A 23,646-nucleotide genomic window follows, 5' to 3' on the forward strand; every position below is an offset into this window, starting at 1 on the left:
GCGATGCGCGCTTCGCTTTTGCTGGCGCTGGCCTGGTTCGCCTGTGCCCACGCCCCCGCGGCGTGCGCGGACACGCTCGACGTGGCGTGGTGGCAGGAGGGCGCGCTGACGGCGCGGCGCATCAACGAAGACGGCAGCAGCCGCGCGCAAGCCTTTGACGGCGCCCGCCTGGTGCCGCTGGGGAGCCTGTGGAAGCTGTTCGTGTACGTGCACGCGGTGGAGCGCAAACTGCCCACGCCGGACTACACATGCACCGGCAAAGCGCCGCATGAAGAAGTGTATTGCTGCGACAAGGGCGGCAGCATCGCGCGCGACGCGGCGCTGGCGCAGTCGTGCGGCTTGTTCTTCGCGCCCGCGCGCCTGATGCTGGCGCGCCGTCCGTGGCGCGACTACTGGACCGAGCGGCTGGGCCACGCCCCGAGCGGCGAAACCGACTGGCTGGCCGACCCTGCGCGCCTGACGCCCGAGCGCCTGGTGACGCTGCGCAGCCTGCTGCAAGCGCTGGCCAGCGTGCCGGCGGCAGGCCGGGTCGAGGCGCAAGCCGCGCTGCTGCGCGTGGTGCTGGGTGCGCGCGGCGCGAGCACGGTTGGCTGGTTCGGCGCGCGCTTGCGGGTCAAGACATTTTCATGGCACGAGGCCAAGCGACCGACCGAGCGCTTCGGGGGCGCGGCCGGCTGGCTGGCCGACGGCACGCCGGTGTGGTTTGGCGGTGCGGGAACCAGCAACAGCGTCTTGCAGAAGTGGGCGCCGCGCCTGGCGGCGGTGCTGCCGGCGTCGGCGCCGGCGCGTGATGCCGGTTGCGTGCTGGTCGACTATTTTGCGCGCTATCCGCTCAAGCGCGTGGAAGCGGGCGGCGTGGCAGCTGTACCGGGTACGCTGAACGGGCGTTACGTGGTGCAGTTTGAAAATGGCCGCAGCCTGGCGCTGTTTAGCCAGGGCGAGCTGGCGCTGGGGCGCGACGCGCACGGACGCGCCCAGGTCAGCGGCCGCTTTGGCGTGAACGAATACGTGGCGCGCGTGATTGACCGCGAAGGCAGCGCCGCCGAGCCGCAGGCGGCGCGGGCGCTGGCCGTTGCCATTCGCACCTACCTGCAGCAAAACGCGACGTGGAAGGATGGCTGCCAGCGCATTGCCGACAGCAGCGCCACGCAGCGGGTCAGTCCCAATCCGGCCACGGCCGCGGCGCGCGCGGTGGCGCAGTGGACCGATCAGCTGGTGCTGGCCGGCGTCAACGTGCGCTACCACTCGACGACGCCGGGCAAGGATACGATGGCGTGGTCAGCCGCGCTGGAGCAGGCGCGCCAGGGACGCCGCTTCGACGAGATTTTGGCCGCCGTCTATCCGCGCGCCGAACTTGGCACGCTGGGCGGCGTGGGTGCGCTGCAGTGCACGCGCCTGGCCGGCGCCGAAGCGTGGCTGGCGCGCGAGGTGCCGCGCTGGGAGCGCGCATTGCGCCGCGAAGCGGGGTATGAAACGCCGCCGCAGCTGCCCGCAGTGTGCCAGCTGGCGGCCGGGATGCCGTTCTCGGAGCAGTCGCGCAACCGGATTTTCGTGCGCGGCTTGGTGACGCGGGAAGACCGCATCACGCTGGCGCACGAATTTTTACACCTGGGCCTGCGCAACCATCCGCGCGGGCAGGACGAAACACTGGTCGAACAGCTGGCGCGCCGGCTGGTCGATGTGAACCTGGACTCGCGTCGATGACGCCGAAAGCAATCATGAAAATACTGTTGATCCCCGTACTGCTGCTGTCCCAATCGGCGCTGGCCCAGACCAGGATCGAGGCGCCGGTGAACGGCTGGCGCAACTCGGCCGGCCAGCAGGAGCAGTACACGCAGCGCGTGAACTATCCCGCCGCGTCGGTCAATATGCAGGACGGCCAGAGCGCAAGCGCCCAGATTCGCGGCCGCATTGCGGGGGCGGCCAAGGGCAAGCCCGGTCTGTTGATCGTCAACGGCGTGCCGATGCCGATCGAGCTCGATGAGAAGGGCCGCTACGAGCGGCCGTACGCATTCGGACGCAATTCGAACAGCGTCGAAGTGCGTTCGCCCGACGGGCAGTCGCGCGCGCGCGGCCAGTTCATCGAGTCGTATGCGGGCAAGACGCAGGCGCGCTTGCGCGTGGTGCTGTCGTGGGACAGTCCCGGCACCGACATTGACCTGCACGTGATCGCGCCCGATGGCCAGCACGCCTGGTACGGCCAGCGCGTGATGAACAATGGCGGCGCGCTCGACGTGGACGTGACGACCGGCTACGGGCCGGAGATTTTTTCCAGTCCCGCGCCGGCCAAGGGGATGTATCACGTGTATGTGAATTATTTCGGCAGCGGCGAGACCAAGGAGCTGGTGACGATCGCGCAGGTGACGATCATCGCCAACGAGAATACGCCCAATGAACGCCAGCAGATGTTCAGGGTGCCGCTGCGGGCGGCGGGGGAGCTGACGCTGGTGAAGTCGTTCATGTATCCGTGAGAGGCAGGGCCTGGGAGGCTATTCCGTCGCGGCCCGCTGCCCCAGCCATGCATTGAGCGTGTCCTGCCCGTCCTGGTCGATATGCGCCAGCATGGACGCATACCACGCGTTAGCCTGCGCGCCACTCATGGCCGCATCCACCACTGGCGCGCTCTGGTCCAGGAACGATTCGAAGAACGGCACGCCGCGCAGCGTCAGGAAGGTTGCGTCGGTGCTGTGGGCCGCTTCATACACTTGCTTCACCCATTCCATGTAGGGCAGCGCCGCGGTCATAAAGCCTGCTTGTTTCAGTGCGCTGATGAAGTTGGTATGCAGGAGGATGGAACTCACGTCACCCGTATCTTCATTGACCGCTTTGGCCGTTGCAAACCATCGCTCGCCTTGTGCTAGCGCGCCCGCCATGACTGTGCTCGTGGCTACCTGCAAGGCGTTGTGCGCACTGCGTTCGGTGGCGAACACCGCTTCAAAATAGGCGGCGGCCTGCGGCCACTTGGCAAGCTGCGAGCAGCTGATCGCGCACAGGCGGTTGGCGTCGGTGCGCAGCGCAATATCGGCAGCGCCCGTGAAACCGCTTGCCCCGGCCAGCGCCTTTTCAAACTGGCCTGCCTGCATTGCGGCCAGTGCTGCTTCCAGTTCAACCGGGGTCGGCGCTTCCTGAACGTTGTCCACTTCGACGGCGCCGGCAGTTCGGGCTTGCTGCGCGCTCGCCGGGGAAATGCGCACATGCGTCACCATTTCCTTCCAGGTGTTGTTTGGCTTGCCATCGACGAATTTCACTTTTTCTTTGCGGATCGTGAGCCATGCATCCTTGCCGCCTGGCGCCAAATAGATGCCCAGGCTGGTGTAGTGCGCCGTCCCGGTCGAATACGGCGGCAGTAACTCCAGAAAGCGATCCGGATCGGCTTCCAGCGCACGGATAAACTGCGCCGTGTCGGCGTCGGCAATCGGGCCAAAGCGGCCCGCTGGTTTTTCTTCATTGACCCACGTCTTGCTGGTTTCGCAGAACGGATCGCGCGCCGCACTGCGGGCCATAAAGGCCGGGACGATGACGAACATGGCAAATTCGGCGATGGCGCCGGCGAGGTTGGCGCCTGTCCAGCGCTGCGGCGCGCTCGCGACGGCGAACAAGGCTGCCGGGTTGCCCAGGTAATCCATGGCGCTTTGCCACGCATCTTTTCCGACCGGCGCGGACAGTGCGGCCCAGAACGCCCAGTGGCAGTACCATGCAAACATGGTCAGCAATAAGGCCAGGCAAAACATCAGCACGGGATTGCGCACGTCCGCTTGTTTGCAGAGGAACACGCCGGAGCCGATCATAATCACGGTAAATATCAGCGGCGCAAAAACCGGATGATCGCGTGAAAATGCAGCGCGCCATACGCGTACAGCCATGCGAACAGCACGGCCACCAGCGACGTCACGACAAGGCGCGGCAAGAGCGTGGGCGAAAAACGGCCGGAAGGGCGGTAGTAAAGTGAGGTCATGGGATAGCTGCTGCGCTCGGTTGGAATGGTGTCTATATTAACATTTATACAATGAACTCGATTGCCAATCGGGTGCTTTTCTCATACACTTCGGCTCGTGCTATTCATCAACTGAGTTCCCCCCATTGAAAACCCCTAAACGAATTGTCCCGCTGGTCGAAGAAGGCTTGATCGATGAGGTCATGCGTCAACTGATGAGCGGCAAGGAAGCGACCGTCTATGTCGTGCGCTGCGGCGACGATATCCGCTGCGCCAAGGTCTACAAGGAAGCGGACAAGCGCAGCTTTCACCAGGCGGTCGCTTACCAGGAAGGGCGGCGCGTGAAGAACAGCCGCCAGGCGCGGGCGATGGAGAAGGGCACCAAATACGGACGCAAGATGGCCGAGGAGGTGTGGCAAAACGCGGAAGTCGAAGCCTTGTACCGGCTGGCGGCGGCGGGCGTGCGCGTGCCGACGCCTTTCGTCTGCTTTGAGGGTGTGCTACTGATGGAACTGGTGACCGGGGCCGACGGCAATGCCGCGCCGCGCCTGAACGACGTCGAATTGACGCGCGAACTGGCGCTGGCGTATCACAAAGCCTTGCTGCGCCAGGTGGTGCTGATGCTGTGCGCCGGAGTCATCCACGGTGACTTGTCCGAATACAATATTTTGGTGGATGCGGAAGGGCCGGTCATCATCGACTTGCCGCAGGCTATCGATGCGGCCGGCAGCAGCGTGGCCGCGTCGATGCTGGATCGCGATGTAACGAATCTGGCAACGTTCTTCTCGGCCACGGTGCCGGAACTGGCAGCCAGCCAGTACGGCAAGGAGATATGGCATTTGTACGAGGCGGGTTTGCTGACGCCCGAGACGCCCTTGACGGGCATCGTCGCGCTGCCCGATGTGCCGGCCGATGTGGGCGCCGTGATGCGCGAAATTGCGCTTGCGCGCGAGGAAGAAGCCGAGCGCGTCACCTACCAGATGACGGTCGACAGTTAATTAATCTTCAGGCGGCGCGTGCGCCTGGCGAGCCGCAGCCGACCTTGACGCTGATGCGCTGGCCAGCGCGCGACAGCGAACCGTTGTAGTGACTTGCCCAGCCGATATGGTCGACCTGGCCGGCGAGCATATGGCGGGCGCGCTTGACCGAACCCATCACGCCGGTAATGCCGGAGGGCCGGACAGCGCCGACGCCATTCTGGCCGCGTGGCGATTCGGGGGCGATTTCCCGGCACTGCCCGGCATCTGCACCGGCGTTGCCGGCATCCACGTGCGCGCCGCTCGGCTGCTGGGTGCCAGGATTGCTGCCCGCGATACCGTCAACCGGTTGATTGTTTTCTGCGCCAATCGATTGCTCATGGTTTGACATGGTGGACCTCTTTGAATAAGAGCATCCATAGTAGGCCAGAGGAAACATCGGCGGAATAGGCGCAGGAGAGGGCGCGTTGTAGGACAACACGCCATGCAGCAGCTTTGCTCGCCGTTGGTTTGGCCCCTTATGCAGCCTTCAGATCCAGCGACGGTTGCGCATCTTTCACCTTGCCGCGCGGCGGCATCGGGTCGGCCACGGCAATCAGCCGCTCTGCGGGATAAGGCGCGTAGACCGCCGGGTCATTCACCAGCGCCCCTTCCAGCCAGCCCTGGTACTGATCAGGTTCCAACAGCACGAGCATGCGCTTCTCGTCACCCGGCTTGTGAAACTGGCTCATCAAGGAATGGCCGTCCGCGTTGATCGTCAGCATCGAAAACGATAGCACCGGCAAGTCGCCCGGCCCGTTGGCCTTCCACTCCCAGATCCCGGCAATGCTCAGCGGCCGCGCGTCGGCGTGGGCGATGCGCCAGCGTACCGGCTTGCCCGATTCATAATTAGGTTCGTAAAAATTTTCAGCAGGAACAATGCAAAATTGATTGCGCTGCCATGCGTTGCGAAACGATGGCTTGGTGGCCACCGTTTCGGTGCGCGCATTGTAGGTCTGGCGCGACAGCTTCATCTCGGCCCAGTGCGGCACCATGCCGAACACGGCCGGGATGCATTCCATGCTGCCTGCCACGTCGCGCGACTCGCGCAGGACAGGCGCGAGATAGCCGGGAAACGATTCGGCGGGATGGTCGAAAATGCCGCGATCGAGCCCGTAATGGTGGCTGAACGCTTCGCATTTGCTGGGGGTATAGTTTGCGCACATGGCGCCAATTTTACCGGTTTTTGGGCACTGCACGACCATTCAAGCACTGGCGCGCAGGCGGCCAAGGACGTTGCCGGCCAAATGACCGGCCGTGGCGAAAGGGTGGCGCATGCCGTAGCCTTGGCGGCCCAGGTTTTGCGGCATGAAAAAGCGGCCGAAACGCTGCAGTGCATCCGGACTGGCAGTGCGGAAGCGGCCGTTGATGAAGGTGGTGCTGAAACCGTATTCATTGCTGAACAGGAAGACCGCGCTTGGCGAACTCATGGAGATATCGAACGAGGTGCCGATTGGCACCTGCTGATAGCCGTTGATGTAGGAAAAGCGGGCGGTGAGGGCGATGTCGGGAATGTACATGGTGAGCGGCTTGATCAGGCCGAGTTTTTCCAGCAGCCATGGCAAGCCGGGCAGGTTGGCGCATACGGCAGCGTGGTGCCTGGCAAAGGCGCCGGCGACGTCGGCCACGCTGGCCTGCGGCTCGGCCGGGAGTACTTCGCGCGGGGCGTCGCCCAAGCTTTCCCAATGGTCGACGGCGGCCTGGCTCATGCGCACGGTGCTGGCCGGGGTTGCGCTGTCGAGGTCGAGCACGTCGCGCGGCTTCATGAAGCGCACGGTCTCGGTTGAGGCCGACAGGCTCGACCATTGGCGGATGGTGTAGGCCGAATTTTGATAGTCGTTCAGGTAACTGTTTTCGATGCTGGAAAAGGCGACGAAGGAGGCAAAAGGGATTGTCAGCGCCGGCTTAAAGCACGCCATTTGCAAGCTGATGCGCGTGCGCCGGTCGGCTGCGGCGCGCCGTCGCAGGCCCGGCTCGAATGGGTTGCCGACCCAGTTGGCGTAACCGAACTGGGTAAACAGAAAGTCGATTTGCGGCGCCAGCGGCGCGATGGCGCTCTTGACGGCGCGGCAGGCGCCAGCGCTGGCGAGCGCGCAATCGTTCACGTTGAGCACGGTGCGTCCGCCCGAACGGATCAGGCAAAACGAGTTGCCGTCGGAGTAGGGGAAGACCGTGATGTCCATGCTGGCGTCAAGTTTCATGACAGCGCCGGGTGCGCATTCGATGGCGTCAAAACCATTTTTTTTGAGAAAGGCGAGTACGCGCTTGTCCTTGGTGCTTTGATACAGGATGGTGGCCTTGCCGGCGTAGTCTTGCTTGAGCTTTTTGAGAAAGGAGACGGAAAAGTGATCCGGATGTTCGTTAGAAAACCAGATATAGGTATTGAGCTTGCGCGTGTTCAGGTCGCGCACCACGGCGGCGTTCGAGGTGGCATTGTCGAGCAGGGTCCAGCCATGGTGGAATACCGCGCCCTCCAGCCATGGATCGACCAGCAGCAAGGTGCTGTCGTTGGCGATGTGAAAACATGCGTGGTTGAGGAAAGTTAGCGCATTGGTGGGCATGATCGCATCCGTTCGTAGAGGTGGGCAGATGGCGTGGTTCGAATCTCAGAGGGCGATGAAGCGGCCGCGGTGAAAGCCGAGCGTGCGTTGCGGATGGGAGTGGCAGGATTCGACCTCGCCGACAAAAATGACGTGCTCGGCTTCGGTGTAGCGGCTGCGGTGGCGGCATTCGAACCACGCCACGCAGCCGGGCAAGATGGGCAGGCCGCGGCGCGACAGCGCGAACGGCAGCGCCCCGAAAAGGCCAGGGTCGGCAAGAGCAAAGCGTTGCGCCAGCTCGATCTGGTCGCCGGCGAGTACGTTGACGACGTAACCGTCGCCGGCGGCAATGCCGGCCATGCTGCCGGCCGCGTGCGCCAGGCTCCACAGCACCAGCGGCGGCTCGAACGAGACGGCATTGAAGGAATTGCTGGTGACCCCGATCGGCTCGCCGTCGGCCTGACGGGCGGTGATGACGGTAACGCCGGTGGCGAACTGGGACAGGGCCTGGCGAAATTGCTTGGTGGCGAACTCGGGAGCCGAGCCGCACGCCGTGGGAGCGGACATGGGAAGCCTGCATGCATGGGTGGAGTTCAATCCATACTAAAGGCGGCCCGTTTGCTGGTCTTGATTCAAAACAATCGCCCCGGCGCGTTTGCCATCGCGCGGCGCGCACTTTTTCATTGCTGTATTCACATCAACGATAAAGTCAACCGTACGCTATCTTTTCGCTTAGAATTCACAAGCTTACCCTCAACTCATAAGGCAGCAATGGTGACACCGGCAGGCCAGCGCAAGGAGACGGCCGCATGACATTGGGCGCGTCGCCGCCGGACGCGGCCGACCGCGCCGACCGCCGCCTTTTGGGCGGCTTGCTGGCGTCGCTGCTGTTGCACGCAATTGTGCTGCTACTGCAGTTCGGCGTGCCGGGCATGGGGATGTCGGGCGCGACGGCGCCACCTTCACCTTTAACAGTGCGTATTGCCGCAACCGAGCCCGCGCCCGCTCCCATGCCGCCTGAACCGTTGCCGCCCGCGCTACCCGATTCCCCGCCAGCGCCGCCAGCGCCGCCAGCCGCGACCGCGCCGGTGGCAGGCATGCGGCTGGTTGATCCGGTGCCGGCCGCCGAGCCGCTGCCAGCACCACCGGCACCACCGGCCAAGGCCAGGCCCAAGGTCAGGAAAGATGCGCCGCGTCGCGCGCGCCGCATCAGCCCGCCGTTGCCGGCGCACGATATGCTGCAGGCAGCGACCAAGGTCATTGCGCAGGATGCAACCGTAAATGAATTTACGGTCCCGCTCGTACGGCCTGAGGAAGCAGAGCAAAAAACCGTCGATATCAAAGATGCGCAACTGGGCGACGACGATGGCGACGCCCAAAGCGCCGCCGACCTGAAAGCCGAGGCCGCGCAAGCGGGACGCACCAAGGCGGAAGAAGATGCGAAAGCGGCCAGGCTGGCCGAGGAGCTAGCACGGGTGGCGGCGGCGGAGTCGGCCGCGCAGGCGGCGCAACTGGAGAAGCGCCAGGCGGCCATGGAGCAGGATGCCCGCAAGTTGCTAGAGGCGCAGCAACTGGCGCAGCAGCAAAGCGAGCAGAAGGAGCAACAGCTCAAGCAGGAGCAACAGCTCAAGCAGGAGCAACAGAAGGCCGCGCAGCACAAGAGCGAGCAGCAGAGAGCCGAACAGCAGAGAGCCGAGCAGTTACGCGTTGAACAGCAAAAACTGGAACAGCAGCGCGTCGAGCAACAACAGAACGAACTGCTGCGTGTGGAGCGGCAGAAAACGGAGCAACTGCGTGCAGAGCAGCAAAAGCTTGAACAGCAACGGGTCGAACAGCAGAAAGCGGAACAGTTGCATGCGGAGCAGCAGAAGATAGAACAGCAGAAGATCGAACAGCAGAAGATCGAACAGCAAAAAATTGCTCAGCAAAAGATCGAACAGCAAAAGCTCGCACAGCAACAGCTCGAACAGCAAAAGAACGCACAGCAACAGCTCGAACAACAACGTGCCGAACAGCAGAAACGGGAACAACAACGCGGCGAGCGCGAACGCGCCGAGCGGCAGGCTGCGCAGTCGGCAGGGCGCGACCGCGACGCCTTGCAGCCTGGCAGCGCCGGCACCGGCGGCCGCAATGCCGGACTCGGCGGTTCAGGCGCGACCGGTCAGATTCCCCGCAACATGCTGGGCAGCGACCTGGCTAATCGCGCGCGCGACCTGGTCAAGGGCATCGACGTGCTGAGCGGCGATCCTCCCGGGCCGCGGTCGCGCGATGGACGGCGCGTTGCGGTCGGCGCCAATGAACGCGATTTGCCACTGCGCATGTACGTGGAAAGCTGGCGCCAGAAAATCGAGCGCAATGCTTCCGTGAACTTTTCGCGCAACTGGGTTGACGAGGAAAAGAAAGATCCCCTGGTCAGCGTTGCCGTGCGCAGCGACGGCTCGGTGGAAGAGGTGACGATTATCACTTCGAGCGGACGCGCCGACATGGACGAGGCGGTGCGCCGCATTGTGCGCGTCAACGCGCGCTACTCGCCGTTCCCGCCGGCCATCGCGCAAAAATACGATGTGATCGACATTCGCCGCGTGTGGCGCTTCGACGAAGCGCTCAAGCTGATGGAAGAAGTGCGCTAGCGGGCAATCGTCCGCAGCACCGAGCTTGACTAAACGCAAAGAGCACAGCTATGCCTGAGCTCGCTACAACCCTCCCTTGCTTGCCATCGCCATGCCGGTAATAGCGGTCCCGTTCGGCACGTTCCCCATTTGATATGCGGCAAAGCCGAGCCGGTGGGCGTCCCTTACTCTGGATCAGACAGTGTTTAGATTGGCAACCATCATGAAAACTTTTTCGCGTCATCTATGTACACAGGGCGCCGCCCTGGCCTTGTGCGCCGTTCTTGCCGGTCTGGCCGGGTGCGCCAGCCATGTCGTGGGCGGCAGGTCCGGGGTGTCCGAGAATGTCGGCGGCCCGGCCACGGAGCAAATTACCGAGGAGCTGATCAAGGCCGACCAGCTACAGCGCGAAAAGCGCATCAACCAGAACATCAAGCACCTGATGGTGGGCGATCCGCCGCCCTACACCATCGACCGCGGCGACGTGTTGTCGATCGTGGTGTGGGACCACCCCGAACTGGCCGGGCAGGGCGCCGCCGCCGGCGCCAACATGGCCGACACCTCCACCCCGTCGGCGCCGGCGCCCGGTTTTGTAGTAGACCACGAAGGGCGCGTGCAGTTCCCGTTCGCTGGCGTGCTCACGCTGGCCGGGCTGACCGAGGAGCAGGCGCGCAGCCTGCTGACCAAGCGCCTGGCCAAGTACATCGCCGAGCCCAACGTCACGCTGCGGGTGCAGGCTTACCGCAGCAAGCGCGTCTACCTCGACGGCGAAGTCAAGAGTGCCGGGCTGCAAGCCATCAACGACATTCCCATGACGCTGATGGAAGCGCTCAACCGCGCCGGCGGCATGCTGCCCACGGCCGACCAGAGCCGCATTGCGCTCGACCGCGGCGACGTGCGCTACATGATCGACCTGCGCGCGCTGGTGGCCAAGGGCATCAATCCGGGCAACATTTTGCTGGCCCACGGCGACGTGGTGCGGGTTCATTCGCGCGAGGAAAGCAAGGTGTTCGTCTCGGGCGAAGTGGTCACCCCCAAGGCGCTCACGATGCACAACGGGCGCCTGACGCTCAATGAAGCGCTGGGCGAATCGGGCGGCATCAGTCCGATAACGGGCGACGCGCGCCAGGTGTATGTGGTGCGCAAGGGCATCGACGGCACCCACGTGTACCAGCTCGACGCGCGCCGCAGCGGGGCGCTGGCCATGGCCGAAGCGTTCGAGCTGCATCCCAAGGACCTGGTCTACGTGGCCGCCTCGCCACTGGCCAACTGGCAACGCAATCTCTCAATGATTTTTCCCGGCGCCCTGTCGCAGGCAATCGGCGTTTCGCGTCCCTGAAACCCAAGGAACTGACATGAACCACCCTGGCGAACCGCACCAACTATCGAACATCCAGCACAATGTGCCGATGCTGCAAATGCCGCTGGCGGGACACCAGCAAGATGTCGAGCGTGACGGGCATGATATCGACCTCAAGGGCTACTTCAATATCCTGTACGACAGCCGCTGGCTGATCGGCACCGTCACGCTGCTGCTCACCGCCATGGCGATCGTGTATGCGCTCATCGCCAGTCCCGTGTACGAAGCGAACCTGATGATCCACGTTGAAGAGGAAAGCCCGAACGCGTCGAAAAACATTTTGTCCGAAGTGTCGTCGCTGTTCGAGACCAAAAAGGCGGCGATCGCCGAGATGGAACTGCTGCGCTCGCGCATGGTCATTTCGCATGCGGTCGACAACTTGCAGCTATTCGTCGACGTGCGTCCGCGCTATTTTCCCGTGGTGGGATTCTGGTTTGCCAACCGTAATGCCACCGAGCTATCCGAACCCGGCATTTTTGGCTATGGCGGTTACGTGTGGGGACCGGAACGGGCAGACGTGTCGGTGTTCGACATTCCCGAGGCATGGCTGAACCGCGAATTTACCATCACCACGCGCGGCGACGGGCGCTATTTGCTGGGCGGCGCGGGGCTGCCAGTGATCTACGAGGGCATTGTCGGCACCACGCTCAAGGCCGCCGCGCGCGGGGGCAACATTGAATTGCGCATCGACCGGCTCGACGCGCGCAGCGGCGCCCAGTTCACGCTCAAGCGCAGCTCGCGCCTGGGCACCATCGAACGGATCCAGACGGCGATGGTCATCACCGAGCAGGGCAAGCAGTCGGGCATCATCGAAGTGCGGCTGCAAGGCGACGATGCGCAGCGCATCAACAGCCTGCTGAGCGAAATCGGGCGTGAATACATGCGCCAGAACCTGGCCCGCAAGACCGAGGAAGCGGAAAAGTCGCTCGCTTTCCTCAATGAACAGCTGCCGGCGCTCAAACGCCAGCTCGAGCAATCGGAAGAGAAATACAATAACTTTCGCAACAGCCACGGCACCATCGACATGCGCGAGGAAGCCCGCATGAGCCTGCAACAAGCGGCGTCGGCGCAAACCCGGCGCTTCGACCTGAACCAGAAAAAGACCGAGCTGCTGACGCGCTTTACCGAAGACCATCCCATCGTCATTGGCCTGGACCGCCAGCGGCGCGAAGTGGACGCCGAAATTGACAGCGTGGCCAAGCGCATCAAGACGCTGCCCGTGCTCGAGCAGGACGAGGCGCGCCTGGTGCGCGAAATCAAGGTCAATACCGACTTGTATACGGCACTGTCAAATACCGCGCAACAACTGCGCCTCATTTCCGTGGGACGCGTGAGCAATGTGCGCTTGATCGACGCGCCCATGGCGCCCGAACAAGCGCTGAAACCGAATCGCCCGCTCATTGTCGTGCTGGCGGCGGTGACGGGCATGTTCCTGGGCACGCTGATCGCGTTTTCCCGCAAGGCTTTGAGCGGCGGCATTGACGATCCGCAACGCATCGAACGCTTGCTGGGCGCGCGCGTCGTGTACGCCAGCATTCCGCACAGCAGCAACCAGGACCGTTTGCTGCGCAAGGCGCGCAATACCCCGGGCTACCTGCCGCTGCTGGCGCAAGCCTTTCCCGAGGATATCGCCATCGAAAGCTTGCGCAGCTTCCGCGCGGCGCTGATGTTCGCCATGCCGCACCTGAAAAACAATATCGTGATGTTCGCCGGGCCCGGGCGCGATATGGGCAAGTCGTTCTTGTCGGCCAATTTTGCCGCCGTGCTGGCCGCCAGCGGCAAGCGCGTGCTATTGATCGACGCCGACTTGCGCAACGGCCACTTGCACCGCTATTTTGGCGTCAGCCGCGAACAGGGCTTGACCAAGGGTATCTCCGGTTCCATGCCACTCGAACACATCATCCATCGGCGCGTGCTGGAAAACCTGGACTTCATTCCCACCGGAGCACTGCCGCCGAACCGCGCCGAGTTCCTGCAACATCTCAATTTTGCCAATTTGCTCGACGCCGTGAGCGACCAGTACGACGTGGTGGTGATCGATCCGCCGCCTATCCTGGCCGTGTCCGACGTCTTGATCATTGGTGCGCACGTGGGCGCGGTGTTTATTTTGGCGCGCGCGGGCGTGACGACCGAAGGCGAGATCACCGAATCGGTCAAGCGCCTGAACCACGCCGGCATTTCTCCGCAAGGCGTGGTGTTCAACGACACGCCGCTGCGGCTGGGGGGCTACACCTACCATTTCCAGTACGGCCACGTGCCGCAACTGGGCCACGAAGATTGAGCACGCAAACCGCGCAATCTGGATGGCAACAAGAGGTAACCTGACGTGTGTCTGGCTGCCTGCACCTGTTTGCTGGGCCTGTGCGTCGCGACGGCCGGCCAGCGCGCCGAGAACGAACTGCTGTGCGCGAACATCGAGGCGGCCATGCCGCACAGGATTGATGCGCCGGCCTCGCGCGGGCTGGACGAGCCGCCGCGCAGCCCGGCCGCCAAAGCCTCCAATTTCACCAATTTCACCAGTTTCACCAATTATTATGTCGCCCCAAATGGCTGGGACAACAATCCCGGCACGATCGAAGCGCCGTTCCAGAGCATCGCCCGGGCCGCGCGCGCAGCGTTGCCGGGCACAACGGTGTACGTTGCGCGGGGCACGTATGCCGGCGGCTTTAAAACCACCGTTAGCGGCACCGCCGATGCGCGCATCGCCTTTGTGTCAAGCACCAAGTGGGGGGCGCGTATCGTGCCGCCGGCCGTGTCGGTCAACGACACCGCCTGGGACAACCGCGGCAGCTATGTCGATATCGTCGGCTTTCAGATCGATGGCAGCGCACCGCAGGGCGGGGTCCACTGGCTGCACGGCATTTACAACGGCGGCTCGTTCGACCTGATCAAGCATAACTGGATCCACCACATCGCCAAAACCGTTCCCTGCACCGGCGCCGGTGGCTCGGCGATCGGCGTAGACAGCTATTACCGCGGCGTCGACAGCGAGGTCATCGGCAACCTGGTGCACGATATCGGTCCGCTCGGATGCCGCTTTATCCATGGCATTTACCTTTCGACATCGGGCAGGGTCGCCAACAACGTGGTGTATCGCGTGGCGGAAGGGGCAATCCACCTGTGGCACGACGCGAACAATGTGATCATCGCCAACAATACAGTGACGTCATCGCATACCGGCATCATTGTCGGCGGCGGCGACTTTTACTTTACGTCCGGCGGCAACAATCACACTGTCGTGGTCAACAACATCGTGTACGACAATGTGATGGGCATTTCGGAGCAGGGCGCCACCGGCAAGGCAAACCGCTACAGCAATAATTTAGTGTATGGAAACCCCGCCTACAACTACCGCCTGAACAATGGCCTGGTGGCGGCCAAGGATGTTGGCGCGCCGCCCGGCTTTGCGCGCTATACGCGCACGGGCACGCCGGATCTGCATCTGACCGGCGCCTCGCCGGCAATCGGCAAGGCAAGCGCGACTTATGCACCGGCGCTCGACTTTGACGGCAAGCCGCGCAATGCGGCCACCGGCTTCGATATCGGCGCTTACCAGCACTAAAGCTTACCAGCGCTAGATGATCAGTCCAAAGCGGCCAGCCGGCCTCGCGCTAGCGTTCCACTGCCGCGCGCCGGTTCGGTAGCGGCGTACTGGACAGCATGCCCTTCAGCCAGCGCCGACCCTGACAGGTGCGCGCCTCGAACAGCCGGTAAAAGCCGTAAGCAAACAGCACCATCATGGCCAGCATCGCGCAGTACATGCCCAGGTTGGCCGGGCTGTCGGGGGCCAGCTGGCGCTTGTCAAACAGGTGCACGCCCAGCCAGCCGAGCATGCCCAGCACGGGAAGATGCACCACATACAGCGTGAACGAAAAACGCGAGAAGCAATGTGCCGCGGCGCGCAGCGGTGCAAGCAAGCGCGCATCCGGATTGGGCTTGATCACGGTGCTGGACAGGAACAGCAGGAACAGCACGCTGAGCAGCAGACAGGATGGGTAAGATGCCGTGCTCAAGCCCTCATTGCTTCCCGTGAGCCGGCCAGTGACGCACAGCGTTCCCAGCGCCGCCAGCAGGACGACCCGGGTCAGGGCCGTGCATTCCAGGCGCACGCGCGAAAACCCCGCGCCCAGCAGCCAGAGGGAAAAGTACAGCACGATGGGCGAGGGCAGCCACAGCGCGGCGAGCAGCAGCAGCGCGCCCGGCAGCAGGCGCTTGCCGGCGCGCCCGGGCCGCACGCACAGCACCAGCAGCGGGAACAGCAGGTAATACCAGCTCGTGTAGGACAGGCTCCACAAGGGTGCATTATTGCCGAACGGGGGCACGCTGATGGTTTGCAAACCGGCCAGGTTGCCGGCGAACGCGGCCACCGAATAGGGATTGGCGGGCGCAAAATCGGCGTGGCGCGCCGCCAGCGTGCCGGTGACGATGCCAAAGGCGAGGATCAGCACGAAGGCGGGAATGAGCACCGTCCACAGGCGCGTGATGCGGTCTATCGCGTACAGCTTCAGGGCATCCGGCTGGTCCAGTTTGTCGAGCAGGCTGCCGCCGACCAGGTAGCCGCTGATCAGGAAAAACACCAGCGCCGCCTGGTGCGCAAAGCCGGTAAAAAATAACAATGCCTGATACCACAGTGCCGGATGGTCCAGGCTGCGCAAGCTGGGGAAAAATTCGGAGCGCAGGTGCGCAGCGGCGACCTGCAGCGCGGCCAGGCCGCGCACGGCCGCGATCAGGATGAGGTGCCAGGAATCGTTGCCGCGCTCTTTTTCAGAAAGCAGGCGCAAGCGCAGGCGCAAACGAGGCAGGGCGGCGGCGTCCATGCAAGCATCCGCTTAGTCGAGACCGAGGGGGAACAGCTGGGTGTTGCCCGACAGCACCCGCGCGGCGCCGAGCATCCAGTAACCCACGTGGGCCGATTGCATCAGCCAGGCGGAGCCGGCGAACACCAGCGCGAACCAGACCAGGGCGGCCAGCGGACGCGCCGGCGGCAGCGGCCCGGACGCGACGATGGCCGTCACGCTGACCAGGGCGCCGGTGATCCAGCCGGCCAGCGCTTCGGCGGCGCTGTGCTCCTGCCTCAAGACCAGCAGCACGGCCACCAGCGCGCCCAAGGCCAGTCCGGCTACGGCGCCGGCCGTGCGCAGGCGCGCGCCGGCGCCGTACAGCAGCAGGTAAAACAGCATCGGGAACACGGCCGCCACGCCCGCCGCGTGCCCGCTCGGCGCCTTGAACGATAGTACCGGCCAGCCGGCGCCCCAGGCCAGATAGGCGATCTTGCTCGCACCCACCAAACCGATGCCCGCAGCGAACAGCAAGGCCCACGCGGCGGCCGGGCGCTGCGCGCGCCAGGCCAGCAGCCAGGCGCCGATGGCCGCCCCGGCCGGCAGCGTGAGCGCCAGATCGCCCAGCTGCACCAGTGCCCGCCACGCCGTCATGGCAAGGTCTTTCGGCTCATCAGCGCACCAGCGTGGCCAGCGTGGTAAAAATGATGCGCACATCATTCCAGAAGCTGCGCTCGTGCACATAGCGCAGGTTGTACTTGAGCTTGGCCGGCAGGATGGTCTCAAGGTAGGCTGCTTCAGGATTCGACGAGCGGCTCAGCAGCGAGTTCTCTTCCTTGTAATAGATCGAAGCCCAGTCGGTAATGCCGGGCGCCACCGACAGCACCACCGAGCGCACCTCGGGCGGATAGCAGTCGACATAGCGCGGTACTTCGGGACGCGGTCCGACCAGGCTCATGGTGCCGGCGATGACGTTGAACAGCTGCGGAAATTCATCGAGCTTGTGACGGCGCAGGAAACGCCCGGCCGGCGTGATGCGGCGGTCGTGGCCGATGGTCAGCAGGCCGTCGTGCGCTTCGTCGAACATGGTGCGGAACTTGACGATGTCGAACATGACGCCGTCCTTGCCCACCCGCGGCTGGCGAAAGAACACCGGCCCGCGCGAATCGAGCTTGATCCAGATGCCGACCAGCAAAAACAGTGGCGACAGCAGCAGCAAGCCAACCAGGGCGGCGGTAAAATCGAAGATGCGCTTGGTCATGACAGTAACTCCCTCAGGTGATCGATCGTGCGCTGCTGGTCGGCATCGCTCATTTTGGTGTACAGCGGTAACGACAACATGCTCTGGAAGGCCGCCTCGGCCACGGGGAACTGCTCCGGGCGCAGGCGGCAGCTGTCGCGCCAGATGGGCTGGCGGTGCAGCGGAATGAAGTGGACGCTGGTGCCGATGCCCCGTTCGGACAGCTTGCTGATCAGTTCATCGCGCCCGATCGGCGCCTCGTCAAGCAGGCGCACCACGTACAGGTGCCAGGCGTGGCTGCTGTCGCCGCTGCCCGTGGCCGGCAGGCGCAGCGGCAGCTCGCGCAGCGCCTCGTTGTAGCGCGCCGCCAGCAGCACGCGGCGGCGCAGGAAGGCGTCAATCTTGCGCAGCTGGGCGATGCCCATGGCCGAGGCCAGGTCGGTCAGGTTGTACTTGAAGCCGGCCGCGACCACTTCGTAAAACCAGGCCGGCGTGCGCGAGGTGTAGCGCGCGAACGCATCCTGGCTGATGCCGTGGATGCGCATGACGCGAATGCGCGCGGCCAGCGCGGCGTCGCGCGTGACGACCATGCCGCCTTCGCCGGTGGTCATGGTCTTGTTGGCGTAAAAGCTGAACACGGTCACGTCGCTGCCCAGCGTGCCCACCAGCTTGCCCTTGTACAGCGTGGGAAAGGCGTGCGCCGCGTCTTCCACCACTTTCAGGCCGTAGGTGGAAGCCAATTCGAGCAAGCCGTCCATGTCGCACGCCAGACCCGCATAATGGACCGGCAAGATGGCGCGCGTGTGCGGGCCGATGGCAGCTTCCACGGCGCGCAAGTCGACGCTGAGCGTGTCCGGGTCGGCGTCCACGAACACGGGCGTGGCGCCCAGGTAGCGCACCACTTCGGCGGTGGCCGTGAAGGTGAGGGTGGGCACGATCACTTCGTCCCCGGGCCCGATGCCGAGCGCTTCGAGCGCCAGGTGCAAGCCGGCGGTGGCCGAGTTGACCGAGATGGTTTCAACCCCGCCGCCCAGGTAGGCGGCGAAGTCTTGCTCGAACTGGCGCGTCTTGGGGCCGGTGGTGACCCAGCCCGAGCGCAGGCACTCGACGACGGCGGCAATTTCCTCGTCGCCGATGTCGGGCAGCGCGAACGGCAAAAAGGCCGGCGGCGCGCTGTTTTTGATATTGTCGTCAAGCATGGTATGTCCTTGATGGTGAGCGCCGGTTCAGGCGCAAGCTTGCAGGAAGCGGCGCCCGAGCACCGGATAGCTCAGGTTAGCCATGGCGAAGGCGCGTCCGCGCTGGCCGAGCGCGGCCCGTTCGTCCGGGCTCAGCATGAACAGGGCCAGCAGGCCGCGCGCGACCGCTGCCGGGTCTTGCGGGGCGACGGTCAGGCCGCAGCCGGCTTCAAGTACCGGGTCGTTGCCAGCCTCGACCGAATGGAGGATGGCGCAGCCGGCCATCATGTAGTCGATCAGCTTGTTGGGCGCGATGCCAAAACGGTACAGGCGCTGGCGCTGCCAGCCGATATAGGCGACGTCGAAGCATTCCAGCAGGGCCGGCACCTGCTGCTTGGGCACCGGATCGAAGAAATGCACGTTGCTCAGCTTGCGCTCGGCGGCGATTGCTTGCAGGCGCGCCTTTTCGGGGCCGCCGCCCACCAGCACAAAGGCGAACCGTTCGTCGCCCACCACGCTGGCGGCCGCCAGCAGCGTGTCGAGCGCATTGGCCACGCCGTGGGTGCCGGCATAGCCGACAATGAATTTGCCCTGGCGCCGCAGCGCGGCAAGGCGCGCGCCGGCCAAGCCAGGCAGCTGGTCGGCAACGCCCAGCCACTCGGCCGGATCGGCGCCATTGGGCACAATATGCAGCTTGTGCGGCGCCATGCCGTGCGCTTCGAGGTGCTCGCGCACCTTGGGCAGGATCGAGACGATGGCGTCGGCGTGGCGGCAGGCGTAGTTTTCGGCCGCCTGCAGCAGCATGATGAACGGGTGCCAGCTGGAATAGCCCCCCAACTCCATGGGCGAGAGCGGCCACAGGTCGTGCAGTTCGAACAGCAATCGGGCGCCGGACAGCCGGGCGATGCGGTGCGCCGGCCAGATGTCGAGCGGATAGGTGGAGGAAGCGATGACGACGTCGGCGTCGAACTCGCGCGCCAGCTGGCGGCCCTGGCGGTACAGCTGGCTGACGAAGGCGAACATATTGAGTACGCGCGCAGCGCCATTGCCGCGGTAGGCGGGGGTGGCGATCCAGCGGTACTGCACGCCGTCGATGGTTTCGTCGAGCCGCGCGCGCCCGTCCAGGTGCGGCGCCAGGGCCCGGATGTGCGACTGGGACGAGGCGATGATGCGCACCCGGTGCCCGAGCCGCACCCATTCGCGCGCCAGGTAAAACGGGCGGTATTCCATGCCGTGGCGCAGCGAGCCGGCGTAATGGTTGATCAAGAGAATGTTCACGATCGCTGATCCTTTGAAAGAAGGGTTACCAGGCCAGGTCTTCGACCAGGCGGCGCACATTGCACCTGGTGCTTTCGCGCCAGTTGGTTTCCCATTGCACCGGATGGGTCAGCAGGCAAATGCAGCGATAGCGCCCGAGAGCGGCGAGCGGCGCCATCGGGTGAAAGTAGGCCGGGTACGGGCGGTCGCTGATGTACAGGTCGAATTGCGACATCAGGGCCGCGTCGTAGGTTTCGCAGGCGATGCCGCAGCGGGCCCGGAACGCCTGGTCGTCCAGGATTTCCTGGTTGACCACTTTCAGGCGCCGGTTGGCAAAGTCGCCGTGGCTGGCGACGGTGCATAGCTTGCGCGCCAGGGCGGCCTCGATGCGTTCGAGGTTCTGGCGGAACTGGGCGCGAATCAGGGGAAAGCGCACGCGCACTTCGTCCGGGTCCTTGATGTGGTGGCGCTTGGCGAAGTCGGCCACTTCTTCAAAGTGGTAGCTCGCTTCGCTGCCGTACGCTTCGATCTCGCGCATCAGGCCAATGTCGAGCGTGGAGAGGCGAAAGTAGTAGCTGGCCGTGATGCCGTGACGCGCTTCGATGGCGAACATTTTCGCTGCGGTGCGCACGTCGCTGTCGATGTCGTGCCGGTGCACCAGCGTCGGCGCGCGGCCGGCGGCGGGCGGCGGCAGCAAAAAGTCGCGCACCGACTGCTGGCGGTAGCCGGCCTCGGCGGCGGCCTGCAGCAAATGCTCGTACTGCGCCAGGCGCGAAGGCATCAGGTAATCGCTGTAAATGCGGTTGAGCAGGGTTTTCATTGGACGGAAACATGCACGCGTTGGTCGATCGTCTGGCTGATCCGCCAGGGCCGAAATTCCTTGTGACTTTTGAAACATTCCAGTCTTGACTGTAGCGAGATAATCGACCGGGCTATTGAAGCTGCATAAGGAATCGGGAATATTGTGTTTGTTTGTCATCGGTGCCGGGCACCTGCGCCAGGCACCGTCAGTCGGTCGGCAGCGGCGCCGGCGCGATGGGGCGCGCCGGAAGGGGCAGCAGCGCGCGCTTGAGCCAGCGCCGCACGCTGGCGGTCTGCGATTCGAACAGCTGGTACGACAGGTAAGAGGCCGCCAGGATGATGGCCAGCATGCCCAGGTAAAACACGAAGTGCAGCGGCCGCGCTGGCGCGAACTGGCGCAAGCCCCAGAGCGCTTCGCTCCAGTGCTGCAGCAGGCCGATCAGGGGCACATGCAAGACGTACAGGCTGAACGAAAATGCAGCGAGGAAGTTGCCGGCGCGGGTCAGCGGCCGCAGCAGCGTCGACGTGGCGGCGGCCTTGAAGCGCAGGCTCGATAGCAGCAGCAGGAAGGCCAGGCTGCACAGCATATCGGGGAGCAAGGTGGCAAGCCCGAACGTATCCATGTCGCCGGTAAGGCGGTAATACGCCCACATCGCGAGCAGCAAGGCCGACCAGCACCAGCGCAGGGCGGCCCCGCAGCTGATGGTGATGCGCGAAAACGCCACGCCAAGCAGCCAGATGGCAAAGTAGCTCATCAGCGCGAGCGGCAGCGCCGCGGCCAGCAGCAGCAAGGCCGCGCCACAGGCCAGGCGCGCTGTGCGCCGGCGCGCGCCGAACAGCATTGCCAGCAGCGGGAACATCAGGTAGTACCAGGTCTCGTTGGCCAGGCTCCACAGGGGGAAGTTGCCGCCATATTCAGGCAGCGCGATGTGCTGCAGGCCGAGCAGGTTGGCGCACAAGGTCAGTGCCGAGTACGGATTGGCGCTTGAAAAAACGATGCCTTGGGTGCTGACGGCGCCAGTGGCCAGGCCGAACAGCAGCGTCAGTGCGAAAGTGGGTAGCAAGACGGTCCACAGGCGCGTGATGCGGTCGATCGCGTAGCTGGCGATGGCGTCGCGCTGGCCGAATTTGTCGAGCAGGCTGCCGCCGACCAGCCAGCCGCTGATGACGAAAAACACCAGCACCGCGTGGTGCGCAAAACCGGTCACGAACGAAAAGCCCTGGAACCAGAGCGCGGGATCGGCCACCGTGCGCAAACCCGGGTACATGGCCGCGCGCAGGTGCGCGCAGGCGACTTCGATCGCGGCCAGGCCACGCAGCAGCGAGATCAGCACTGCATGCCAGCTGTCGTCGGCGACCTGCCCCTGTGTCTGGAAAGTGATTCGTGGCATGGTCATGGCGTTTCCTCATCGGTTGTGCCGCGCTGGGGAAGAATATCCCCCTGCGACACTAGCAACCGCACACGCCGGCTCATTGAGTGTGCGCAAAGGAAGCGGGGCGGCGGGCGAACACTGACGTTGGTCAATCCGCCCATCATGCGGAGCATGATAATCAAGCAAGTAGCTTGACCTTCCGACATCCATCTCCGGGCCCCTCTCCGGGATGCAGCCAAAGATTTTCTGCAAAGACTACATATGACCGCGAACGTGCCTGTCTTCTGGAAACATGCCGCCACGGTTCTCTCTGGCACTGTTGCCGCGCAAGCGTTGCCGCTGCTGGTCGCGCCGCTCATCACGCGCTTGTGCACGCCCGCCGACATGGGCGCCTTCAGTGTCTGGATGGGCATCGTGGCCATTGCCGCCACCGTGGCCACCTTGCGGCTGGAGGCCGCCATGATTCTCGATCACGACACGGCGGACCAGCAAACCTGTTTTGGCGTGGTGGCCTATGCATCGACCGTGCTGGCCGTGGGCCTGACCTTGTGCGCGCTACTGGCGCGCCTGTGGGACCTTCCGCAAGCGCGCGACATGAGCTGGTTCGCCCTGCTCACGCTGGGCGTGGCGGCCTGGCTGACGGCGTACACCCAGACGGTGCTGGCCTATGCCACGTCCAAGCATGCTTTTGGCAAAGCCGCGCTGGCCAAGGTGTGCGGCGCCGGCACGGTAGCGCTGGGCCAGCTCGCGCTGCTGCTCGCCGGCATCGGCGGCAATGCGCTGCTGTTGGGACAGGTGATCGGACTGGCCAGCGGTCTGGCGGCCGGCATGCTCCTGCTGGCGCCGCCGCGCGCGCGCATCAGCATCAAGCCGACGCTGGCGCAGCGCAACTACCTGCACAAGCATGCATCGTTCTGGCGCTTTTCTTTGCCGGCCGGCCTGCTCAATATCGTCGCCGGCAAGTTTCCCCTGTTCCTGATCGGCGTGAAGTACGGCTTGCCCGCCGCCGGTCTGTATGCCTTGACCGAACGGATGCTGACCGCGCCGATATCGCTGCTCGCCGCCTCCGTGCTCGAAGTGTTCAAGCGCGAGTCGGTGCACCAGTTCCAGACACTGGGCAATTGCAGGCAGGCCTTTCGCGGCACGTTCAAGGCGCTGGTCTGGCTTGGCTGCGGACCGGCCTTGCTGATCCTCGCCTTCGCACCCGATTTGTGCGCGTGGATCTTCGGCCAACCGTGGCGCGAGGCGGGCGAGTTCGCCCGCATCCTCGCGCCCCTGTACTTCATGAATTTCGTCGCCAGCCCGCTCAGCTACGTGTTTTTCGTCGCCGGAAAACAAAAGGTGGAACTGATGTGGCAAGTGGCCTTGTTCGTGACGACGATCGCGGTCTTCCTCATGCCCGTCACGCTCAAGCAAATGCTGTGGAATTACACCATGTCGTACTCGGCGCTGTACCTGGTTTATCTGTATCTCGCGTATAAATTTTCCATCAACGACGCGCTTGCCGCATGAGAAAGCCGGCGTTGGTATAGCGCACGCAACGTGCTGGTGTCGACACCC

The 23,646-nt window shown here is 64.2% G+C and carries 21 protein-coding genes; 8 read left to right on the forward strand and 13 right to left on the reverse strand.

Going from position 1 to position 23,646, the window contains the following annotated elements:
- Positions 1-3: 3 nt before the first annotated feature.
- Both ACP7D4_RS20350 and ACP7D4_RS20355 read left to right on the forward strand, forming a co-directional pair.
- Positions 4-1,704 carry a DUF2300 domain-containing protein gene (locus ACP7D4_RS20350; RefSeq protein WP_426210980.1) on the forward strand — a complete coding sequence of 567 codons (1,701 nt, stop codon included), beginning with the start codon at positions 4-6 and terminating at the stop codon, positions 1,702-1,704.
- Between the two features lie 14 nt (positions 1,705-1,718).
- Positions 1,719-2,471 (forward strand): YfaP family protein, encoded by a 753-nt coding sequence (locus ACP7D4_RS20355; protein WP_426210982.1) that lies wholly within the window; start codon positions 1,719-1,721, stop codon positions 2,469-2,471.
- Positions 2,472-2,489: 18 nt separating this feature from the next.
- On the opposite strand, the gene ACP7D4_RS20360 is transcribed toward ACP7D4_RS20355, so the two are convergent.
- Positions 2,490-3,794 (reverse strand): hypothetical protein, encoded by a 1,305-nt coding sequence (locus ACP7D4_RS20360; protein WP_426210983.1) that lies wholly within the window; start codon positions 3,792-3,794, stop codon positions 2,490-2,492.
- A gap of 8 nt (positions 3,795-3,802) precedes the next feature.
- The gene (locus tag ACP7D4_RS20365; protein ID WP_426210985.1) at positions 3,803-3,955 is read right to left on the reverse strand and encodes a hypothetical protein; all 153 of its coding nucleotides are present in this window, start codon (positions 3,953-3,955) and stop codon (positions 3,803-3,805) included.
- 125 nt (positions 3,956-4,080) lie between these two features.
- Here ACP7D4_RS20365 and ACP7D4_RS20370 point away from each other — a divergent pair, with 125 nt between their 5' ends.
- Positions 4,081-4,932 (forward strand): PA4780 family RIO1-like protein kinase, encoded by an 852-nt coding sequence (locus ACP7D4_RS20370; protein WP_426101954.1) that lies wholly within the window; start codon positions 4,081-4,083, stop codon positions 4,930-4,932.
- A 7-nt stretch (positions 4,933-4,939) separates the two neighbouring features.
- Here the strand turns inward: ACP7D4_RS20370 and ACP7D4_RS20375 are convergent, their stop codons facing one another.
- The 4 genes from ACP7D4_RS20375 to ACP7D4_RS20390 form a co-directional block, all read right to left on the reverse strand.
- Positions 4,940-5,302, reverse strand: coding sequence for a hypothetical protein (locus ACP7D4_RS20375; RefSeq protein ID WP_426101956.1), 363 nt, complete (start codon positions 5,300-5,302; stop codon positions 4,940-4,942).
- 127 nt (positions 5,303-5,429) lie between these two features.
- Entirely contained in the window at positions 5,430-6,116 is a 687-nt protein-coding gene (locus ACP7D4_RS20380; protein WP_426210986.1) for an SOS response-associated peptidase, read from the reverse strand.
- A gap of 39 nt (positions 6,117-6,155) precedes the next feature.
- The gene (locus tag ACP7D4_RS20385; RefSeq protein ID WP_426210988.1) at positions 6,156-7,511 is read right to left on the reverse strand and encodes an MBL fold metallo-hydrolase; all 1,356 of its coding nucleotides are present in this window, start codon (positions 7,509-7,511) and stop codon (positions 6,156-6,158) included.
- A 45-nt stretch (positions 7,512-7,556) separates the two neighbouring features.
- Positions 7,557-8,057, reverse strand: coding sequence for a flavin reductase family protein (locus ACP7D4_RS20390; RefSeq protein WP_426210989.1), 501 nt, complete (start codon positions 8,055-8,057; stop codon positions 7,557-7,559).
- 242 nt (positions 8,058-8,299) lie between these two features.
- On the opposite strand from ACP7D4_RS20390, the gene ACP7D4_RS20395 reads away from it, so the two are divergent.
- The 4 genes from ACP7D4_RS20395 to ACP7D4_RS20410 all read left to right on the forward strand — a co-directional run bounded on the left by ACP7D4_RS20395 (position 8,300) and on the right by ACP7D4_RS20410 (position 15,021).
- The gene (locus ACP7D4_RS20395; RefSeq protein WP_426210991.1) at positions 8,300-10,120 is read left to right on the forward strand and encodes an energy transducer TonB; all 1,821 of its coding nucleotides are present in this window, start codon (positions 8,300-8,302) and stop codon (positions 10,118-10,120) included.
- A gap of 202 nt (positions 10,121-10,322) precedes the next feature.
- Positions 10,323-11,438, forward strand: coding sequence for a polysaccharide biosynthesis/export family protein (locus tag ACP7D4_RS20400; RefSeq protein WP_426101966.1), 1,116 nt, complete (start codon positions 10,323-10,325; stop codon positions 11,436-11,438).
- A 16-nt stretch (positions 11,439-11,454) separates the two neighbouring features.
- Positions 11,455-13,740, forward strand: coding sequence for a polysaccharide biosynthesis tyrosine autokinase (locus ACP7D4_RS20405; RefSeq protein WP_426210992.1), 2,286 nt, complete (start codon positions 11,455-11,457; stop codon positions 13,738-13,740).
- Positions 13,741-13,785: 45 nt separating this feature from the next.
- Positions 13,786-15,021 (forward strand): DUF1565 domain-containing protein, encoded by a 1,236-nt coding sequence (locus ACP7D4_RS20410; protein ID WP_426101970.1) that lies wholly within the window; start codon positions 13,786-13,788, stop codon positions 15,019-15,021.
- Between the two features lie 49 nt (positions 15,022-15,070).
- On the opposite strand, the gene ACP7D4_RS20415 is transcribed toward ACP7D4_RS20410, so the two are convergent.
- From ACP7D4_RS20415 to ACP7D4_RS20445, 7 genes are all read right to left on the reverse strand, one after another.
- Positions 15,071-16,276 (reverse strand): acyltransferase family protein, encoded by a 1,206-nt coding sequence (locus ACP7D4_RS20415; protein ID WP_426101972.1) that lies wholly within the window; start codon positions 16,274-16,276, stop codon positions 15,071-15,073.
- 12 nt (positions 16,277-16,288) lie between these two features.
- The gene (locus ACP7D4_RS20420; protein ID WP_426210994.1) at positions 16,289-16,891 is read right to left on the reverse strand and encodes a hypothetical protein; all 603 of its coding nucleotides are present in this window, start codon (positions 16,889-16,891) and stop codon (positions 16,289-16,291) included.
- 19 nt (positions 16,892-16,910) lie between these two features.
- Positions 16,911-17,498 (reverse strand): sugar transferase, encoded by a 588-nt coding sequence (locus ACP7D4_RS20425; protein ID WP_426101976.1) that lies wholly within the window; start codon positions 17,496-17,498, stop codon positions 16,911-16,913.
- Positions 17,495-18,676: a DegT/DnrJ/EryC1/StrS family aminotransferase gene (locus tag ACP7D4_RS20430; RefSeq protein WP_426101978.1), complete on the reverse strand. Its 1,182-nt coding sequence runs from the start codon at positions 18,674-18,676 to the stop codon at positions 17,495-17,497. The genes ACP7D4_RS20425 and ACP7D4_RS20430 overlap by 4 nt, the downstream gene beginning before the upstream one ends.
- Before the next feature lie 27 nt (positions 18,677-18,703).
- Positions 18,704-19,933: a glycosyltransferase family 4 protein gene (locus tag ACP7D4_RS20435; protein ID WP_426210996.1), complete on the reverse strand. Its 1,230-nt coding sequence runs from the start codon at positions 19,931-19,933 to the stop codon at positions 18,704-18,706.
- A 25-nt stretch (positions 19,934-19,958) separates the two neighbouring features.
- Entirely contained in the window at positions 19,959-20,732 is a 774-nt protein-coding gene (locus ACP7D4_RS20440; protein ID WP_426101981.1) for a hypothetical protein, read from the reverse strand.
- Between the two features lie 187 nt (positions 20,733-20,919).
- Complete coding sequence (locus ACP7D4_RS20445; protein ID WP_426210998.1) at positions 20,920-22,110, reverse strand: acyltransferase family protein; 1,191 nt, start codon at positions 22,108-22,110, stop codon at positions 20,920-20,922.
- A 237-nt stretch (positions 22,111-22,347) separates the two neighbouring features.
- Between ACP7D4_RS20445 and ACP7D4_RS20450 the strand changes: the two genes are divergently transcribed.
- On the forward strand, positions 22,348-23,598 hold the full coding sequence (locus ACP7D4_RS20450; RefSeq protein ID WP_426101985.1) for a lipopolysaccharide biosynthesis protein: 1,251 nt from the start codon (positions 22,348-22,350) through the stop codon (positions 23,596-23,598).
- Positions 23,599-23,646: the final 48 nt, after the last annotated feature.

The sequence above is a fragment of the Massilia sp. TWP1-3-3 genome (genome assembly GCF_049897805.1).
In the GTDB taxonomy this organism is placed as follows: domain Bacteria; phylum Pseudomonadota; class Gammaproteobacteria; order Burkholderiales; family Burkholderiaceae_D; genus Telluria_A.

Excerpts from the sequence above, each read along its gene's own strand:
- ACP7D4_RS20350 (WP_426210980.1), top strand. The coding sequence starts at position 4 with ATGCGCGCTTCGCTTTTGCTGGCGCTGGCCTGGTTCGCCTGTGCCCAC.
- ACP7D4_RS20355 (WP_426210982.1), top strand. The coding sequence starts at position 1,719 with ATGAAAATACTGTTGATCCCCGTACTGCTGCTGTCCCAATCGGCGCTG.
- ACP7D4_RS20365 (WP_426210985.1), bottom strand. The coding sequence starts at position 3,955 with ATGACCTCACTTTACTACCGCCCTTCCGGCCGTTTTTCGCCCACGCTC.
- ACP7D4_RS20375 (WP_426101956.1), bottom strand. The coding sequence starts at position 5,302 with ATGTCAAACCATGAGCAATCGATTGGCGCAGAAAACAATCAACCGGTT.
- ACP7D4_RS20380 (WP_426210986.1), bottom strand. The coding sequence starts at position 6,116 with ATGTGCGCAAACTATACCCCCAGCAAATGCGAAGCGTTCAGCCACCAT.
- ACP7D4_RS20385 (WP_426210988.1), bottom strand. The coding sequence starts at position 7,511 with ATGCCCACCAATGCGCTAACTTTCCTCAACCACGCATGTTTTCACATC.
- ACP7D4_RS20390 (WP_426210989.1), bottom strand. The coding sequence starts at position 8,057 with ATGTCCGCTCCCACGGCGTGCGGCTCGGCTCCCGAGTTCGCCACCAAG.
- ACP7D4_RS20395 (WP_426210991.1), top strand. The coding sequence starts at position 8,300 with ATGACATTGGGCGCGTCGCCGCCGGACGCGGCCGACCGCGCCGACCGC.
- ACP7D4_RS20400 (WP_426101966.1), top strand. The coding sequence starts at position 10,323 with ATGAAAACTTTTTCGCGTCATCTATGTACACAGGGCGCCGCCCTGGCC.
- ACP7D4_RS20405 (WP_426210992.1), top strand. The coding sequence starts at position 11,455 with ATGAACCACCCTGGCGAACCGCACCAACTATCGAACATCCAGCACAAT.
- ACP7D4_RS20415 (WP_426101972.1), bottom strand. The coding sequence starts at position 16,276 with ATGGACGCCGCCGCCCTGCCTCGTTTGCGCCTGCGCTTGCGCCTGCTT.
- ACP7D4_RS20420 (WP_426210994.1), bottom strand. The coding sequence starts at position 16,891 with ATGACGGCGTGGCGGGCACTGGTGCAGCTGGGCGATCTGGCGCTCACG.
- ACP7D4_RS20425 (WP_426101976.1), bottom strand. The coding sequence starts at position 17,498 with ATGACCAAGCGCATCTTCGATTTTACCGCCGCCCTGGTTGGCTTGCTG.
- ACP7D4_RS20430 (WP_426101978.1), bottom strand. The coding sequence starts at position 18,676 with ATGCTTGACGACAATATCAAAAACAGCGCGCCGCCGGCCTTTTTGCCG.
- ACP7D4_RS20440 (WP_426101981.1), bottom strand. The coding sequence starts at position 20,732 with ATGAAAACCCTGCTCAACCGCATTTACAGCGATTACCTGATGCCTTCG.
- ACP7D4_RS20445 (WP_426210998.1), bottom strand. The coding sequence starts at position 22,110 with ATGACCATGCCACGAATCACTTTCCAGACACAGGGGCAGGTCGCCGAC.
- ACP7D4_RS20450 (WP_426101985.1), top strand. The coding sequence starts at position 22,348 with ATGACCGCGAACGTGCCTGTCTTCTGGAAACATGCCGCCACGGTTCTC.